Annotated in this window: 15 protein-coding genes; 14 read left to right on the top strand and 1 reads right to left on the bottom strand. The window is 72.8% G+C overall.

Annotated features, from left to right (window positions below; all coding sequences use genetic code 11):
* Positions 1–7: 7 nt before the first annotated feature.
* The 14 genes from AMK25_RS20675 (at position 8) to AMK25_RS20610 (ending at position 14,763) form a co-directional block, all read left to right on the top strand.
* Positions 8–802 carry an enoyl-CoA hydratase/isomerase family protein gene (locus AMK25_RS20675; protein ID WP_073829957.1) on the top strand — a complete coding sequence of 265 codons (795 nt, stop codon included), beginning with the start codon at positions 8–10 and terminating at the stop codon, positions 800–802.
* Positions 799–1,587: an enoyl-CoA hydratase-related protein gene (locus AMK25_RS20670; RefSeq protein ID WP_073829956.1), complete on the top strand. Its 789-nt coding sequence runs from the start codon at positions 799–801 to the stop codon at positions 1,585–1,587. The genes AMK25_RS20675 and AMK25_RS20670 overlap by 4 nt, the downstream gene beginning before the upstream one ends.
* 12 nt (positions 1,588–1,599) lie before the next feature.
* Positions 1,600–2,349: an SDR family NAD(P)-dependent oxidoreductase gene (locus tag AMK25_RS20665; RefSeq protein ID WP_073829955.1), complete on the top strand. Its 750-nt coding sequence runs from the start codon at positions 1,600–1,602 to the stop codon at positions 2,347–2,349.
* 5 nt (positions 2,350–2,354) lie between these two features.
* Positions 2,355–3,512: an acyl-CoA dehydrogenase family protein gene (locus AMK25_RS20660; RefSeq protein WP_143194762.1), complete on the top strand. Its 1,158-nt coding sequence runs from the start codon at positions 2,355–2,357 to the stop codon at positions 3,510–3,512.
* A complete protein-coding gene (locus tag AMK25_RS20655) occupies positions 3,509–4,261 on the top strand; it encodes an SDR family NAD(P)-dependent oxidoreductase (protein WP_073829954.1) in 753 nt (250 codons plus the stop codon). Before AMK25_RS20660 ends, AMK25_RS20655 begins: the two co-directional genes overlap by 4 nt.
* A 13-nt stretch (positions 4,262–4,274) precedes the next feature.
* Positions 4,275–5,417 (top strand): CaiB/BaiF CoA transferase family protein, encoded by a 1,143-nt coding sequence (locus AMK25_RS20650; RefSeq protein ID WP_073829953.1) that lies wholly within the window; start codon positions 4,275–4,277, stop codon positions 5,415–5,417.
* 189 nt (positions 5,418–5,606) lie between these two features.
* Complete coding sequence (locus AMK25_RS20645) at positions 5,607–6,845, top strand: ABC transporter substrate-binding protein (protein ID WP_073829952.1); 1,239 nt, start codon at positions 5,607–5,609, stop codon at positions 6,843–6,845.
* A 60-nt stretch (positions 6,846–6,905) separates the two neighbouring features.
* Positions 6,906–7,772, top strand: a complete 867-nt coding sequence (locus tag AMK25_RS20640) for a branched-chain amino acid ABC transporter permease (RefSeq protein ID WP_083664776.1) — start codon at positions 6,906–6,908, stop codon at positions 7,770–7,772.
* A 4-nt stretch (positions 7,773–7,776) separates the two neighbouring features.
* Positions 7,777–9,669 (top strand): branched-chain amino acid ABC transporter ATP-binding protein/permease, encoded by a 1,893-nt coding sequence (locus AMK25_RS20635; RefSeq protein ID WP_083664775.1) that lies wholly within the window; start codon positions 7,777–7,779, stop codon positions 9,667–9,669.
* Positions 9,666–10,400 carry an ABC transporter ATP-binding protein gene (locus tag AMK25_RS20630; RefSeq protein ID WP_073829951.1) on the top strand — a complete coding sequence of 245 codons (735 nt, stop codon included), beginning with the start codon at positions 9,666–9,668 and terminating at the stop codon, positions 10,398–10,400. Before AMK25_RS20635 ends, AMK25_RS20630 begins: the two co-directional genes overlap by 4 nt.
* Entirely contained in the window at positions 10,400–11,134 is a 735-nt protein-coding gene (locus AMK25_RS20625; protein ID WP_073829950.1) for an SDR family NAD(P)-dependent oxidoreductase, read from the top strand. Before AMK25_RS20630 ends, AMK25_RS20625 begins: the two co-directional genes overlap by 1 nt.
* Positions 11,125–12,795, top strand: a complete 1,671-nt coding sequence (locus tag AMK25_RS20620) for an AMP-binding protein (protein WP_073829949.1) — start codon at positions 11,125–11,127, stop codon at positions 12,793–12,795. Before AMK25_RS20625 ends, AMK25_RS20620 begins: the two co-directional genes overlap by 10 nt.
* Before the next feature lie 29 nt (positions 12,796–12,824).
* Positions 12,825–14,132, top strand: a complete 1,308-nt coding sequence (locus AMK25_RS20615; RefSeq protein ID WP_143194761.1) for a hypothetical protein — start codon at positions 12,825–12,827, stop codon at positions 14,130–14,132.
* Between the two features lie 10 nt (positions 14,133–14,142).
* Positions 14,143–14,763, top strand: coding sequence for a maleylpyruvate isomerase N-terminal domain-containing protein (locus AMK25_RS20610; protein WP_073829947.1), 621 nt, complete (start codon positions 14,143–14,145; stop codon positions 14,761–14,763).
* A 4-nt stretch (positions 14,764–14,767) separates the two neighbouring features.
* Here the strand turns inward: AMK25_RS20610 and AMK25_RS20605 are convergent, their stop codons facing one another.
* A complete protein-coding gene (locus AMK25_RS20605; RefSeq protein ID WP_073829946.1) occupies positions 14,768–15,703 on the bottom strand; it encodes an LLM class flavin-dependent oxidoreductase in 936 nt (311 codons plus the stop codon).
* Between the last annotated feature and the right edge of the window lie 12 nt (positions 15,704–15,715).

Below are 15,715 nucleotides of genomic sequence, written 5' to 3'. Positions count from 1 at the left end.
GGAACGGATGCCCGAGGAAGTGCTGCTGGAACGTGCGGACGGAGTCGCCCACCTGGTGCTCAACCGTCCGGACCGGCTGAACGCGATCGACCCGGCCACGTTGCGGCTGCTGCGCGAGCACATCGCCACGATCGAGGCCGACCCGGGAGTGCGGGCGGTCGTCGTGCGCGGCAACGGCCGGGTGTTCAGCGCCGGCGCCGACATGCACGCCCTCGGCGACATCGTCGGCGACCCGGCGGCGTTCGCCGCCTTCATGCAGGACTGGCACGACACGTTCGACGCGGTCGCGGCGTGCAGCCGGCCCACCGTCGCGGCGGTGCACGGGATCGCCTTCGCCGGCGGCTTCGAGCTGTTCCAGGTGTGCGACGTCGCGGTCGTCGCCGACGACGCCCGGCTCGGCGACCAGCACGCCCGCTACGGGCTCTTCCCCGGCGGGGGCAGCGCCCAGCGCCTGCCCCGGCTGATCGGTGACCGGCGGGCCCGGTGGCTGCTGCTGTCCGGCGAGGAGATCCCGGCGGCCGACGCCGTGGCCGCGGGCCTGGCCAACGAGGCGGTGCCGGCCGACCGGGTCGTCGCCCGGGCGAGCGAGATGGCCGCACTCCTGGCCACCCGCAGCCCGCTCGCCAGCGCGGCGATCAAACGCGCGCTGGCCGCCGGCGCCGGACTCGACGTGGGCGCGGCCCTCGCCGCCGAACGCCCGATCGCGCTGGCCCACATGGCCTCCGCCGACGCGCGGGCCGGCCTGGACGCCTTCTACCGACGCGTGGCCCCGAGATTCCCCAGCAACCAGGGAGAGGCATGAGCAGCTACAGCGACATCCTGTACGAGGTCGTCGACAACGTCGCGACCATCACCATCAACCGGCCGGAGCGGCGTAACGCCTTCCGGGCGGAGACGCTCGACGAGCTCATCGACGCGTTCCGGGCCGCGGAGGCCGACCGCGAGGTGGGCGTGATCGTGCTGACCGGCGCCGGGGACAAGGCGTTCTGCGCCGGCGGGGACATCCACTGGGAGGAGGCGTCCGACGAGGCGGGCGCCGTCCAGATGGCACGGCGTACGACGATCCTGTCGCTGGTCATGCGCGGCTGCGGCAAGCCGATCATCGCGCGGGTGCGCGGCTTCGCCGTCGGCGGCGGCAACGAGCTGCAGATGCTGTGTGACCTCACGGTCGCCTCCGAGGACTCCCGCTTCGGGCAGTCCGGGCCGAAGATGGGCTCGGTGCCGGTGTGGTGGGGCACGCAACTGCTGCCGCGGATGGTGGGCGAGAAGAAGGCCCGCGAGATCATCTTCCTCTGCGAGCAGTACACCGCGCGCGAGGCGCTCGAGATGGGCCTCATCAACAAGGTCGTGCCGGTGGAGGAACTCGACACCACGGTACGCGCGTGGTGCGACCGGATGCTGACGCTCAGCCCGCAGGCGCTGCGGGTGGCGAAGATCTCGCTCAACTACGAGTCCGACCAGCTGTGGCCGTCGGTGCTGCACGGCAACCAGATGATCTCGTTCATCCACGGCACCGAGGAGTTCCACGAAGGCACCCGCGCCTTCCTGGAGAAGCGCCCGCCGCAGTTCGGCAAGTTCCGCAAATGAGGGGAGACGCAGGTGCGGTGTGACGGCAAGGTGGCGCTCGTGGTCGGCGCCGGCAGTGGCATCGGGGCATCGACCGCCGAGGTGTTCCACGCCAACGGCGCCACGGTGGCGGTCGCCGACATCAATCTGGCGGGGGCGCAGGACACGGCGGGCCGGCTGGTCGAGGCGGGCGCCAAGTCCTCCGCGTTCGCTGTCGACATCACCCGCCGGGACCAGACCGAGGACCTGGTACGCGACGTGCTGGCCGAGTACGGGCGGATCGACATCCTGGTCAGCACGGTCGGATGGTCGGACACGACGTTCCTGGTGGACGAGGACGAGGCGTACTGGCGCCGGATCATCGACATCAACCTGATGGGGTCGATCTTCCTGTGCCGGGCGGTGCTCGACCACATGATCGAGCGGCGCTCCGGGTCGATCGTGCTGACCAGCTCCGACGCCGGGAAGGTCGGCACCATGGGGGAGACCGTGTACGCGGCGGCCAAGGCCGGCGTGATCGGCTTCGTCAAGTCGCTGGCCCGCGAGGTCGCCCGGCACCAGCTGCGGATCAACGCGATCTCGCCCGGGCCCACCGACACCCCGCTCATCCGGGCCCAGACCGACCAGCGGGTGATCGAGAAGATGGTGCGGGCGGTGCCGCTCAAGCGCATGGGCGAGCCCGTCGAGCAGGCCAACGCGCTGGTCTTCCTGGCCTCGGACGCCGCCTCGTACATCACCGGCCAGACGGTGAGCGTCAGCGGCGGCCTGACCATGACGTCGTAGCGGCCATGTCCACGATGGACGACATCGAGTTGTCGGCCGAGGACCGGGCGCTGCGCGACCTGGTCCGGCGGCTGGCGGGGGAGCGGATCGCCGGGGAGGCCCGGCGGATCGACGAGGCGGAGGAGTACCCGGCCTCGTCGATGCGGCTGCTCGGCGAGGCCGGGCTGTTCGGGCTGCTGATCCCGGAGCGGTACGGCGGCCAGGGCGCCGGCATGCGCCAGTACGCCCTGGCCACGGAGGAGCTGGCGCGGGCCTGCGCGGCCACCACCACCGCGTTCATCACGCAGACCCACGCGATGCTGCCGATCCTGGCCGTCGGCGACGACGAGCAGAAGCGCCGGTGGCTGCCCGGCCTCGCCGCCGGGCGGGCGCTCGGCGCGATCGCCATCACCGAGCCGGAGGCCGGCACCGACGTGCCGGCCCTGGCGACGCGGGCGGTCCGCGACGGCGACGGGTACGTCGTCTCCGGCCGGAAGATGTTCATCACCAGCGGCGGCGTCGCCGACCTGATCACGCTGTTCGCCCGCACGTCGCCGGGACGCGACGGGATCAGCGTCTTCGTCGTCGAGGCGCGCTCGCCGGGGGTACGGCCGGGCCGGCCGCTGGCGAAGATGGGCATCCGCGCGTCCAACACGGTCGAGCTGGCGTTCGACGAGGTGCGCGTGCCGGTCACGGCCCGGCTCGGTGCCGAGGGGATCGGCTTCCACACGGCCGTGCACGTGCTGTCCGACGCGCGGATCAGCACCGCGGCCCAGGCGGTGGGCATCGCGCAGCGCGCGTACGACATCGCCGACGCGTTCACCCGGCAGCGGCGTCAGTTCGGCCGGCCGGTGCAGGAGTTCCAGGCCGTGCAGTTGCGGCTGGCAGACATGTACATCGCCGTGGTCACCGCCCGGCTGCTCGTGCAGCGGCTCGCCCGGTTCGTCGACGCGGCGCCGGACGGGAACCGGGCGGTCGAGGCCGCCGCGGCGAAGGTCTACTGCTCCGACGTCGCGATGCGGGTCGCCGGTGACGCCGTACAGCTGATGGGCGGCTACGGCTACATGCGCGAGTTCGAGGCCGAGCGGTGCATGCGCGACGCGAAGATCACGCAGATCTACGACGGCACCAACGACGTCAACCGGCTGGTGCTGGCCCGGCAGCTCGCGAAGCGGTCGACATGACGCCGCTGTCGGGCCGGGTGGCAATCGTCACCGGCGCCAGCCGCGGGCTCGGCCGGCAGGCGGCCCTGGCGCTGGCCGGCGCCGGCGCCGCCGTGGTGGCCGCGGGCCGCGACCGCGCGGCGCTCGACGAGACGTGCGCGCTCGTCGCGTCGGTGGGCCCGTCGGCCCTGCCGGTGGTCTGCGACGTGACCGACGAGGAGCAGGTGGATGCCCTCATCCGGTCGGCGATCGACCGGTACGGGCGCATCGACGTGCTGGTCAACAACGCCGGCATCGCGTCGGAGCACAGGGCGCTGGACCTCGACGTGGCGGAGTTCCGCCGGGTCCTGGAGACCAACGTGATCGGCACGTTCCTGCCGGCCCGGGCGGTCGCCGCGCACATGCGCGACCGGGGCGGCGGCGCCGTGGTCAACATCGGGTCGGTGATGGGCCGCTCGGGCACGTCCGGGCTGTCGCACTACGGCGCCAGCAAGGCCGCCGTCTTCCAGCTCACCCGTGGTTGGGCGGTGGAGTGGGCCCGGTACGGCATCCGCGTCAACTGCCTCGCCCTCGGCTACTTCCCGACCGGCATCAACAGGGACCGGCTGGCCGAGGAGGGGGTGGCCGGGCGCGTGCTGGCGCGGGTGCCGGCCCGCCGGTTCGGCGACCCGGCGGAGATCGGGCCGACTGTGGTCCACCTGGCGTCCGACGCCAGCCGCTACATGACCGGGCAGGTCGTCTACCTGGACGGCGGGATGTCCGCACGCTGAGGAGGTACGGGAGATGACGGGACCGTTGACGGGTGTCCGCGTGGTGGAGCTGGCCGGACTGGGGCCGGCGCCGTACGGCGTGATGCTCCTGGCCGACCTCGGCGCCGACGTCGTCCGGGTCGACCGGGCCCCGTCGGACCCGGCGGATCTCGGCCGGCTCATGGCCGGCTGCTGGCGGGGCCGGCGGTCGGTGGCGGTGAACCTCAAACACGACGCCGGCCTGCGGATCCTGCTGGACCTCACCGACGGCGCCGACGTCCTGGTCGAGGGTTTCCGGCCGGGCGTGGCCGAGCGGCTCGGCTTCGGGCCGCAGGTGTGCCTGGCCCGCAATCCGCGCCTCGTCTACGCGCGGATGACCGGCTGGGGGCAGGACGGGCCACTGTCCACCGCGGCCGGACATGATCTCAACTTCCTCGCCGTCGCCGGCCTGCTGCACGGGATGGGGCGGGCGGACGCGCCGCCTCCACCGCTGCCCGGCTATGTCGGTGACTTCGGTGGCGGCGGGGCCTTCCTGGCGATCGGCGTCCTGGCCGCGCTGCTGGACCGGCGCCGCACCGGGCTGGGCCAGGTGGTCGACGCCTCCGTGCTGGACGGAGCGGCGTCGCTCGGCTCGTTCGTGTACGGCCTGGCCGCAATGGGCGAGTGGACTGACGAGCGGGAGGCCAACCTCAGCGACGGCGGATGCCCGTTCTACGACACGTACCAGACCGCTGACGGCGGATACGTGGCGGTCGGGGCGCTGGAGCCGCGCTTCTACGCGGAGATGCTGCACGGGGTCGGCCTGGACCCGGCCGACTGGCCGCAGCACGACCGGACCCGGTGGCCGGCGTTGCGGTCGGCGCTGACCGCGCGGTTCGCGACGTCCACCCGGGACGAGTGGGCGCAGCGGTTCGCGGGGCGGGATGCCTGCGTCAGCCCGGTGCTGCGGTTGGCCGAGGCGCCGCACCATCCGCACAACGTCGCCCGGGGAGTGTTCGAGGAGGCGGCGGGCCGATGGCAGCCGGCGCCGGCGCCGCGGCTGTCCCGTACCCCGCTCTCGGGCGGCCGGCCGGCGCCGCGGATCGGCGAGCACACCGCCGAGATTCTGACCGAGCTGGGCCGAACGGCGGATGACGTGGCACGTCTTCGGGCGATCGGCACGGTCGACGAAAACTGAATACTGGACACTGGATACCGTTTTTCCTATGCTCCTGAGGCAGCCCGGTTGAGGCGACGAGTCCGGCCGACAGGGCGATGAGCTGGTGCTCTCCCGCCCGGTGACCTTCGGAGCCGGCCTGGCGAGCGACGGCTTCACCCGACGCCTTCCGCGTCGTCCGCCGTCGCGGCCACAGTTTGGAGGCAGCTCATGGTGCGAAAGTCGGTTACGGCGATCGCCCTGTTGGCGTTGGCGCTTGCGGGTTGCACAACCACCTCGAGTGAGGGCGGCGGCACGCAGGTCAGCACACAGGGCGTCACCGACACGGAGATCTACATCCAGGGGTTCGGCCCCATCACCGGTCCGGCCAGCTGGGTCGGCCTCGGCAACCGCGACGGCTTCGCCCTCGCGGTCAAGGAGATCAACGCCGCGGGCGGTGTGCACGGCCGCAAGATCCGGTTCGAGTTCCACGACGACGCGTTCCAGGTCGCGCAGGCCCAGCAGGTCGCGCGGCGCATCATCCAGCAGGACAAGCCCTTCATGGTCTACGCCGGCACGGGCAGCACGACCTTCCTCGCCGTCGCCGACCAGCTGCGGCAGAGCGGACTGCCGGTCTACAACGGCTTCTCCGGCAGCGAGGCCGCCCGCAAGACCCCCGAGGTCGAGAACATGTTCCACGGCGAGGCGGTCTCCACCAAGTGGGTCGCGCCCAGCATGGCCGACATGATCGCGGACAACCTCAAGGCCACCCGGGTCGCGATCCTGCACGAGGACGGCGAGTGGGGCCGCACGCTGTGCGCCCAGGTCACGACCGAGCTGCAGGGCAAGAGCGGCCTGCAGGTGGTCGCCAACGAGACCTACCCGGCCGCCGGCAACGACTTCACCGGCCAGCTCGTGGCGATCCGCAACGCCAACCCGCAGGTCGTCGTCAACTGTGGCCTGTTCCCGGCCGCGAAGATCATCCTGCGGCAGGCTCGCGAGCTGGGGCTGAAGGCCCAGTTCGTCGGCGACGCGGGGCAGGCGAACGCCACCGTCTGGACGGGCAACGAGGCGGCCGCCGAGGACTGGCTGTTCAACTGGTACGAGCCGCAGTTCCTCACCGACACCACCGGCGCGCAGGGCGAGTTCCTGCAGAAGTACAAGGCCGAGTACCCGTCGGCGCCGACCGGACGGCCCAACCACGCCGACAACTTCTCCTACACCGCGGCCTATCTGCTCAAGGGCGCGCTGGAGGAGGCCGGCAAGGACCTCACGGCGGAGAAGTTCATCAAGGCGCTCGCCGCCGTCAAGGACGCCCGGCCGACGCCGATCAGCCCCAACGTGACCTGCGCCAACGAACGCCACGAGTGCTTCGTCGACCTGGTCTGGATGCGGATCCAGGGCGGCAAGGCGGTACCGGTGGACGACGCCGGCCTCGCCCAGATCGCCAGCAAGGTCTCCGGCTCCTGAGTCCACCCCTCCCGGGCCCGGCCGCACCGGCCGGGCCCGCGGCGCAAGCGAGGTACTGATGTGACAGTCATCCAACTGCTTGTCAACTCGCTCACGCTCGGCGCGATCTATGCGCTCGTGGCGCTGGGTCTCGTACTGGTCTTCAAGTCCTCCGACCTGGTCAACTTCGGGGCCGGCGACTGGGTGCTCGCCGGCGCGTACATCGCGCTCGCCCTGCTGACCGCCGGCCTGCCCCTCTACCTGGTGCTGATTCTGGCGCCGCTGGGTGGCGCGCTGATGGGGCTGGTCATCGACCGCGCGGTGTTCCGCCGGATCATGACCGCCTCACCGTGGACGTTCGTCGTCGCGAGCCTCGCGGTCGGTGGGCTGCTGCGCGAGCTCGCCGTCCTGCGCTACCAGTCCAACCACTTCCCGTTCCCGCCGGTGCTGTCCCGCGATCCGGTCGAGGTCCTCGGCATACGCATCACACCGCAGAACCTGTGGGTGCTCGGGGCGACAGTCGTCGTGGTGATCGCGCTGCTGCTGTTCTTCCGCTACACCACGTACGGGCGCGCGCTGGAGGCGGTCGCGCAGAACCGGGTGGGCGCCCAGATCGTCGGCATCAACCTGAGCCGGGCCCTGATGGTCACCTGGGCACTCGCCGGTGCGGTGAGCGCTGTCGCCGCCGTCCTGATCGCCCCGTCGACAGACGTCTCACCCGAGATCGGCCTGCTGCTGGTGAAGGGATTCGTCGCGGCGGCGCTCGGCGGCCTGGACAGCCTCGAAGGCGCGGTGATGGGCGGCGTCGCGGTGGCGGCGATCGAGACCTTCACCCAGGTCTACCTCAACCAGGCAGCCGTCGACGTGGTCGTCTACGGCCTGCTGCTCGTCGTCATGTGGGTGCGGCCGGCCGGCCTGCTCGGCCGCCGCGTGGTCCGGAGGGTCTGAGCGGATGAGGAACCAGACCGTAGGCAGCACCCAGAAGGCCCCGGCGGCCACCGTCCCCCCGCCGCAGACGGCTGGCGACGGCCGCCTGCCGCGCGCCGCCCGGGCTGCGGCATGGCTCCTCGTCGGAGTCGTCCTGCTGGCGCTTCCGCTGCTGCTACCACCGTTCCGGACCTACCTGGCGACAGTGGTCCTCGTCTACGTCATCGCCGTGGTCGGCCTCAACGTCGTGATGGGCTTCTCCGGGCAGATCTCCATCTCGCACGCGGCGTTCATGGGAGTCGGCGCCTACACCACAGCCGTCCTCATGGGACGCTGGGAGCTGCCGTTCCCGCTCGCCGCGCTGGCCGGCGTCCTGCTCGCCACCCTGCTCGGCTACGTGGTCGGCCTGCCGGCGCTGCGCATCGCGGGGCACTACCTGGCCCTGGCCACGCTGGCGTTCCAGCTCATCGTGCAGAGCGTCATCTTCAACTGGGAATCGGTCACCAACGGGCCACGCGGCATCGCCGTCCCGCCCGCCGTGGTCGGGGTGTTCCCGCTGGCCGACCGCAACCTGTACTACCTCGTCCTCGTCGCCGCGCTGCTCAGCCTGCTCTTCGTACGCAACGTGGTGCGGTCCCGGGTCGGGCGGGCGTGGCGGGCGATCCGGGACAAGGAGATCGCCGCGTCCGTGTTCGGCGTCGACGTGGCCCGGTTCAAGACGCTCGCCTTCGGGGTGAGCGCCGGGTACGCGGGCCTGGCCGGCGCGCTGTTCGCCATCACCGTCGGCTTCCTCGACCCGGCCGCGTTCAACCTGTGGGAGTCGGTCAAGCAGCTCACCATGGTGCTCTTCGGTGGGCTCGGCACGCTCGTCGGACCGCCGCTCGGCGCGGCGCTCCTCGTCCTCGCGCCGGAGTTCCTGACGCCGTTCCGTGAGCACTCGCTGCTCGTGTTCTACGTCGTACTCCTGCTTGTCCTGATCTTCCTGCGGGGCGGACTCGCCTCCGGGGTGAGCCGGACCGCCGCGTGGGTCCGGCGTCGCCGCTCCGGCGCGCCGCCCTCCGACGCCGTCGTCACCGACGCCGCGGTGATCGTGGCCCGGGACCGGCCGGCGCCGCCGGCGGAGCGGCCCGCGGAGACCGGCGGCGCGGTGGGGGAGCCGATGCTGACCGCCGACGGGGTCACCGTGCGCTTCGGCGGGCTGATCGCGCTCGACGGCGTCGACCTGCGGGTACGCGACGGCGAGATCAAGGGGCTGATCGGCCCGAACGGCGCCGGCAAGACGACGCTGTTCAACGTCCTGACCCGGGTCTATCCCGTGCACGAGGGGTCGGTCACCTTCGCCGGCCGCGACATGCTCCGGCTGCGCCCGCACCAGGTGGTCGGTGCCGGCCTGGCCCGCACGTTCCAGAACGTGGAGATGTTCCGCTCGATGACCGCGCTGGAGAACGTGCTCGTCGGCCGGCACCACCGCGACGCCTGCGGGCTGTGGCGGACCGGGCTGCGCCTGCCGTCCGCCCGGGCGGAGGAGCGGCAGGCCCGCGACGCCGCGCGGGCGGCGCTGGCGACGCTGGGCCTGGAACGCTACGCGGACACCCCGGCCGAGAGCCTGCCGCTCGGCGTGCAGCGACGACTGGAGATCGCCCGGGCGATGGTCGCCGAGCCGCGGCTGCTCATGCTCGACGAGCCGGCGTCCGGCCTCACCGCGGCCGAGGCGGCCGCGCTGATGGACGACGTGCGCCGGATCCGGGCCGCCGGGGTCACGGTGCTGCTGATCGAGCACAACATGCGGTTCGTCATGGGCCTCTCGGACTCGGTCACGGTGCTCGACCACGGCCGGGTCATCTTCGACGGCTCACCGCAGCGGGCGCAGAGCGACCCCGCGGTGGTGGCCGCCTACCTGGGCGAGGTGGAGGCATGACAGCGCTGCTCGAACTCGATCGCGTGACTCTCGGCTACGGCAAGATCGTCGTCGTCCACGAGTTGTCGCTGCGTCTGGACGCGGGGCGGATCGTCTCCGTCCTCGGCCCCAACGGCGCCGGCAAGACCACCACTGTCCGCGGCGTCGCCGGCCTGTTGCCGCTGCGCGGCGGCGAGGTACGGCTGGGCGGCAAGCGGGTCAGCGGCTTTCCGCCGCACCGCATCGTCGCCGAGCGGCTGGCCTACGTACCCCAGGGCCGCGAGCTGTTCGCGGACATGTCGGTGCGGGACAACCTGCGCCTCGGCGGCTTCACCATGCGCCGGCGTGACGTCCCGGCCCGGATGGAGGAGCTGTTCGAGTTCTTCCCACGGCTGCGCGAGCGGGCCGGCCAGACCGCGGGCAGCCTGTCCGGCGGCGAGCAGCAGATGCTGGCCATCGCGCGGGCGCTGATGCCGCGGCCGACAGTGCTGATGCTCGACGAACCGTCGGCCGGGCTGGCACCGCGCACCATGCGGCACGTCTTCGACATCGTCGCCGACGTCGCGCGTTCGGAGGGCGCGGCCGTGCTGATCGCCGAGCAGAACGCGCACCAGGCGCTGCGCGTCACCGACCACGCCTACGTGCTGAACACCGGCGTGATCGAGGCGTCCGGCCCGCCGGCGGAACTGCTCGCCGACGACCGGATCCGGGCGGCCTACCTCGGTGAGGCCGTCGAAGGAGGGCCGGTCTGATGGTCGCTGTGGTGACCGGCGCGGCCGGGGCGATGGGCGGCGCCATCGCGGCGGAGCTGGGCGCCCGCGGGCACGCGGTGGTGCTGGCCGACATCTCCGGCCGCCGGCTCGCCGAGGCCGCGGACCGGTTGACGGCGGACGGCCGGGTGGCGCACCCGTACCGGTGCGACGTCACCGACCGGGCCGAGGCCGAGGCGCTGGCCGCGTCGGCGCTCGCCGCCTTCGGCCGGGTCGACGTGCTCGTCAACGTGGTCGGCGGTTACCGCGGCCGGATGTACGAGCACGTCCTCGACATCCCGCTGGACCGGTTCGACGAGGCCGTGCGGCTCAACCTGCGCGGCACGTTCAACCTCACCCAGCTGTTCGGCCGGCACATGCGCGAACGCGGCGCGGGCCGGATCGTCAACATCTCCTCGGTGGCCAAGGACGGGGCGTCCGGCCAGGCCGACTACGCCGCGGCCAAGGCGGGTGTCGTCGCATTCACGCGCAGTTGCGCGCTCGAACTCGGCCCGGCGGTCACCGTCAACGCCGTCGCGCCCGGTGTCATCCGCACCTCGGTGATGGAGCGGATCCCGGCGGACGTCCAGGCGCGCTACCGCGAGCGGATCCCGCTCGGTGACTTCGGTGATCCGGTCGACGTGGCCAGGGCCGTGGCGTTCCTGGCCGGGGACGACGGCCGGTACGTCACCGGCGAGGTGATCCACGTGTCAGGAGGGTTCTTCGGATGTCTGTGACCGTACCGGGTGTCATCACCTCGGCCAGTGACGTGTACACCCCCGAGCGCATCGCCGCCTTCAAGGCGTCCGGGCAGTGGCGGGACCAGCTGATAGTCGACTTCCTCGACCGGCACCGGCGACAGCGCCCGGACCGGACCGCGGTGGTCGACGAGAACGGCCGGATCACCTGGGCCGCCCTCGCCGACCGCGTCGACCGGCTCGCCGCGGCCTTCGTGGACGCCGGGCTGCGGCCGGGCGAGTTCGTCGCAGTGCAGATGCCCAACCGGATCGAGTTCGTGGAGATCTACCTCGCGATCCAGCGGGCCGGCCTGCGCGCGCTCACCATGATGTCCATCTACCGGGAGCACGACGTCGCGTACATGCTGCGTACCACCGGCGCCCGGGCGTACATCGTGCCGGACACGCACCGCCGGTTCGACTTCGTCGCGATGGCGCAGCGGCTGCGCTCGCAGGCGCCCGACCTGCGCACCGTCATCGTGCTCGGCGAGGCGGGCGAGGGCATGGTGCCGTACGAGCGGTTCCTGGCCGAACGCGCGCCGGCCCCCGGCGCCTTCGCGCACCTGCGGCCCGACCCGGACCAGGTGTCCAAGGTGAGCTTCACCTCGGGCACGACCGGGCTGCCCAAGGGCGTCGTGCACACGCACAACACCGACCTGTCGCCGCCCACGATGATCGCCGGCGCGCTCGGCCTCGGCCCGGAGACGCCGATCTGGATGCCGAGTCCCATCGCGCACGCCACCGGCCTGCTGTTCGGCGTCTACGACTCGCTGCTGTGCGGGGCCAAGCTCGTGCTGCAGGACCAGTGGGATCCGCAGCGCGCGCTGGAGATGATCAGCCGGGAGAGGGCCACCTTCACGGTGAGCGCCACCCCGTTCATCGGTGACCTGGTCGAGCAGGACAACCTCTCCTCGTACGACCTGTCGTCGTTCCGCTACTTCGTCTCCGGCGGCGCGCGGGTGGCGCCGGCGCTCGTCGAGCGGGCCCGCTCCGAGATGGGCTGCCTGCTGCTGCGGGTCTTCGGCCAGTCCGAGGCGCCGCTGCACACGCTCAACTTCCCGGACGACCCGTGGGAGAAGGTGACCGGCCGCGACGGCCGGCCGTTCGACGGCATCGACGTCACGATCGTGGACCCGTCCGACCGCGCGACACCCGTGCCGGTGGGTGAGGTCGGCGAGTACTCCACCGCCGGGCCGCACGTGTTCCTCGGCTACTACGGCAGTCCGGAAGCCACGGCGGAGGCCCGCGACGAGTCCGGCCGCTACTACAGCGGCGACCTCTGCACAGTCGACGAGGACGGCTACGTGCTGTACGTCGACCGCATGAAGGACATCGTCAACCGCGGTGGCGTGAAGATCAGCGCGCTGGAGGTCGAGAATCTGCTCGCCGCCCATCCGCTGGTCCAGGCGGCGGCCGTCGTCGCCGTGCCCGACCAGCGGCTCGGCGAGCGGGCGTGCGCGTTCGTGGTCACCCGGGGCGGCGCGGAGCTGACCCTGGCGCAGATCTCCGCGTTCCTCGACGAGATGGGGGTCACCCGGCAGAAGTGGCCGGAGCGGCTCGAGGTGATCGAGGCTTTGCCGGCCACTCCCACCGGGAAGATCCAGAAGAACGTGCTGCGCCAGCGGCTCACTGCCGATTCGGCGTCGTCCGGCCGGGTATGACCCGGTCCGGCGTCGCGCCGCGGTTGGGTGTGCCCGACGCCGTCCTGTGGCTGAGCGCGGCCGCCGGCGTCGGCACCCTGGTCGTGCCGGCCGCGCGGCCCGTGACGGCGCCGCTGCTGGTGGCCGGCGTGGTGGTCGTCGCCGCGACGGCCTGGTCCACGCTGCGCCGGCCGGTGCGCCGCACCGTGCTCGCCATGATGCTCGCCGGCGTCGTGCTCTGCCTGGTGGCGGGCGCCCGCTGGTCCGACGTGTCGGCCGCGTTCGCGACGATGTGCGGCGTCTTCTCGTTCGTCGCCGTGGTGCGGCTGCTGGAACTGCCGATGCTGCGTCGCGGCTACCACACGGCGATCGCCGAGGTCACCCTCGTGTGGCTGCGCCGGACCCGCGCGGTCTGGTCCGCGGCCACGCTGACCTACCTGCTCTCGCTGGCGCTGTCGTTCGGCGGGGTCGCCCTGGCGTACCGGTCGGTGCGGGCGATGGACTCGGCCGCCGACGAGGCGGGCTCGGCCGGAGTCGTCTGCCGCGCGTTCATCGCGGCCAACCTGGTGACGCCGCTGTCGCCGCCGCTGGCCGTGGTGCTCACGCTCACCGGCCTGACCTGGACCGGTTTCCTGCCGTACGCGCTGACGCTGGGCCTTGTCGCCGCGGTGCTGGTGCCGCTCGGGCCGGCGCCGCGGGCCCGGGCGCTGCCGGCGCCGCGGCCGGACCGGGGACGGCTGGCCGCCGGGTTCGCCGCGATGATCGGTTGTGTCGTGGCCGTGCTCGTCGTGCTGGAGATGGTCACGCCGCTCAGCCATCCGGCCGCGACGATGGCGGCGGTCCTGCTCGTCGTGCCGCTGTGGGAACGCGGGACCCGCCTGCCGGCCCGCGCCGTGGCCCTGGCGCGCTCGGAGGCCGGTTCCTGGCGCGAGCAGTTCCTGCTCTTCGGCGCCGGCGGCTTCGTGGTCGCCGCGGCCGGTCGGTGGACGGCCGACGGAGCGGTCGGCCGGCTGCTCGACGCCGCCGGGCTGCCCGCATGGGCGCTGCTGGCCGGTGGCGCGCTGGCCATCACCGTGCTGGGGCTCGCCGGGCTGTACCCGCTGACCACCCTCATCGTGGTGACGACTGTGCTCGCCCCGCTGGGCACCGGCGCCTGGCCGGCGCTGGTCGCGGCGGCCGCGCTGGTCGGCACGATGGCGGCCTTCGTGTTGTCCCCGCTCAGCGGCCTGACACTGCTGGTGTCGGCGCTGAGCGGGCGCAGCGCCGTCCACATCGGACTGCGCTGGAACCTGCCGTTCGGCCTGGCGCTGCTGGGCGCCGGCGGCGCCGCGATCGGCCTGGTCGCGGCAGTGACCTGAGAGGAGTCGCATGCGTACGGAGATCGAGGTCCTCGGGGACCTGTGGCGGGTCTGGGGCGCCTGGGGCGCGGACCTCGACGAGGCGCAGTGGACGGCGCCGACGCGCTGCGCCGGCTGGGACGTGGCCGCGCTCTACGCCCACGTCTCGCAGGGCGTCGGCGGGCTGACGGCGCTGGCGCAGCGGCGCCGGGCCGAGGGACCGCCGGAGCACGGCGACGCCGTGGCCCTGCTGCGTGCCCTCAAACCGGACGGGCGCGTGGCGGCGGATCTCGCCGCCCGCAACGCGGATGCGGCGGTGGCGGACGCCCGCGCGGCCGGTACCGCGGAGCTGGTGCGCCGGCTGGCCGTGGACGGCCCGGCGGCGGTGGCGCTGGCCGCGGCCGGGCCCGACCAGACGGTCGAGTACTTCCGCCGGGGCACCACGACAGTGCGCGCCGCGGCCGTCGTGCGGCTCGTGGAGGCCACCGTCCACCTGCTCGACCTCGCGGTGGCGCTGAGCCGCGAACCGGATCTGCCGGACGGGGCCACCGAGCACACGCTGCGCTTCCTGACCGGCATGGCGCCGCCACTCGCGCTCATCGAGGTGGCCACCGGCCGGCGGGCGCCGGACATCTTTCCGGTGTTCGGCTGACGGGTCAGCGCAGCGCCGGCACGACCTCGGCCGCGAGCCGGCGCAGCTGCCCGCGCGGGTCCGGCCCGGCGATGTTGAACACGACGTCGGTCATGCCGGCCTCGACGTACGGAGCCAGGTACTCGCGGATGTCGTCGGCGGTGCCGTAGGCGCTGTACCGCTCGAAGCTGTCGAACGGCAGCCCGTACGCCGTGGCGAGGTGGGTCGACACGGCGTCGCGGGCCGCCTCGCGGGTGTCGGCGATGGTGGTGAAGAGATTCAGCGCGAAGGCGAAGCCAGAGAGGTCGCCGCGGATCGTGCCCACGGTGTCCGCAGCCGCCCGGAAGCGGCCGGCGCTGACCCACACCGGGAACCAGCCCTCGGCGCCGCGGGCCGCGCGCTCGACGACGGCGGACGCGCGCCCGCCGAGCCACAGTGGCACAGGTTGCTGCACCGGCAGCGGCTCCATCGTGAACGCCGGCAGGTCGACGAGGCGCCCCTGGTACGGCTGGCCGCTGCCGGCCAGCAGGCCACGGACGGCGGCGGCCGTCTCCTCGAAGCGGCGGGCCCGCTGGCCCGGGTCGACGCCCAGGGCCCGGTACTCCTCGGGGTTGTCGCCGCCGATGCCGGCGCCGAGCACCAGCCGGCCGCCGGAGAGCACGTCCACTGTTGCGACGTCCTTCGCGGTCAGCGCCGGATGCCGCAGGTTCAGCAGGTAGACGCCGGTTCCGAGGCGGACCCGCCGGGTCACCGCGGCAACCGCGGCCAGCGCCGGCAGCGGCGAGAGCATGCCGACGTTCCAGAGATAGTGGTCGCCCACCCAGACATGGTCGAGGCCGAGTTCCTCCACGTCACGGGCCATGTCGAGCACCGACGCGGGCTCGATCGGACCACTCGCGGAGTAGGTGGGCAGGAAGCATCCGACGTTCACCATGACGACCCCCTTCAGCAAAAACAGCATACGGGATACAGT

The organism is Micromonospora sp. TSRI0369, from assembly GCF_001905625.1.
GTDB lineage: Bacteria > Actinomycetota > Actinomycetes > Mycobacteriales > Micromonosporaceae > Micromonospora > Micromonospora echinospora_A.
This window is presented reverse-complemented; position numbering and strand designations above follow the sequence as displayed.

What these genes read in the sequence shown, in the direction of transcription:
- AMK25_RS20675 (WP_073829957.1), top strand. Translation starts at nt 8, where the DNA reads ATGCCCGAGGAAGTGCTGCTGGAACGTGCGGACGGAGTCGCCCACCTG.
- AMK25_RS20670 (WP_073829956.1), top strand. Translation starts at nt 799, where the DNA reads ATGAGCAGCTACAGCGACATCCTGTACGAGGTCGTCGACAACGTCGCG.
- AMK25_RS20660 (WP_143194762.1), top strand. Translation starts at nt 2,355, where the DNA reads ATGTCCACGATGGACGACATCGAGTTGTCGGCCGAGGACCGGGCGCTG.
- AMK25_RS20655 (WP_073829954.1), top strand. Translation starts at nt 3,509, where the DNA reads ATGACGCCGCTGTCGGGCCGGGTGGCAATCGTCACCGGCGCCAGCCGC.
- AMK25_RS20650 (WP_073829953.1), top strand. Translation starts at nt 4,275, where the DNA reads ATGACGGGACCGTTGACGGGTGTCCGCGTGGTGGAGCTGGCCGGACTG.
- AMK25_RS20645 (WP_073829952.1), top strand. Translation starts at nt 5,607, where the DNA reads ATGGTGCGAAAGTCGGTTACGGCGATCGCCCTGTTGGCGTTGGCGCTT.
- AMK25_RS20635 (WP_083664775.1), top strand. Translation starts at nt 7,777, where the DNA reads ATGAGGAACCAGACCGTAGGCAGCACCCAGAAGGCCCCGGCGGCCACC.
- AMK25_RS20630 (WP_073829951.1), top strand. Translation starts at nt 9,666, where the DNA reads ATGACAGCGCTGCTCGAACTCGATCGCGTGACTCTCGGCTACGGCAAG.
- AMK25_RS20625 (WP_073829950.1), top strand. Translation starts at nt 10,400, where the DNA reads ATGGTCGCTGTGGTGACCGGCGCGGCCGGGGCGATGGGCGGCGCCATC.
- AMK25_RS20620 (WP_073829949.1), top strand. Translation starts at nt 11,125, where the DNA reads ATGTCTGTGACCGTACCGGGTGTCATCACCTCGGCCAGTGACGTGTAC.
- AMK25_RS20610 (WP_073829947.1), top strand. Translation starts at nt 14,143, where the DNA reads ATGCGTACGGAGATCGAGGTCCTCGGGGACCTGTGGCGGGTCTGGGGC.
- AMK25_RS20605 (WP_073829946.1), bottom strand. Translation starts at nt 15,703, where the DNA reads ATGCTGTTTTTGCTGAAGGGGGTCGTCATGGTGAACGTCGGATGCTTC.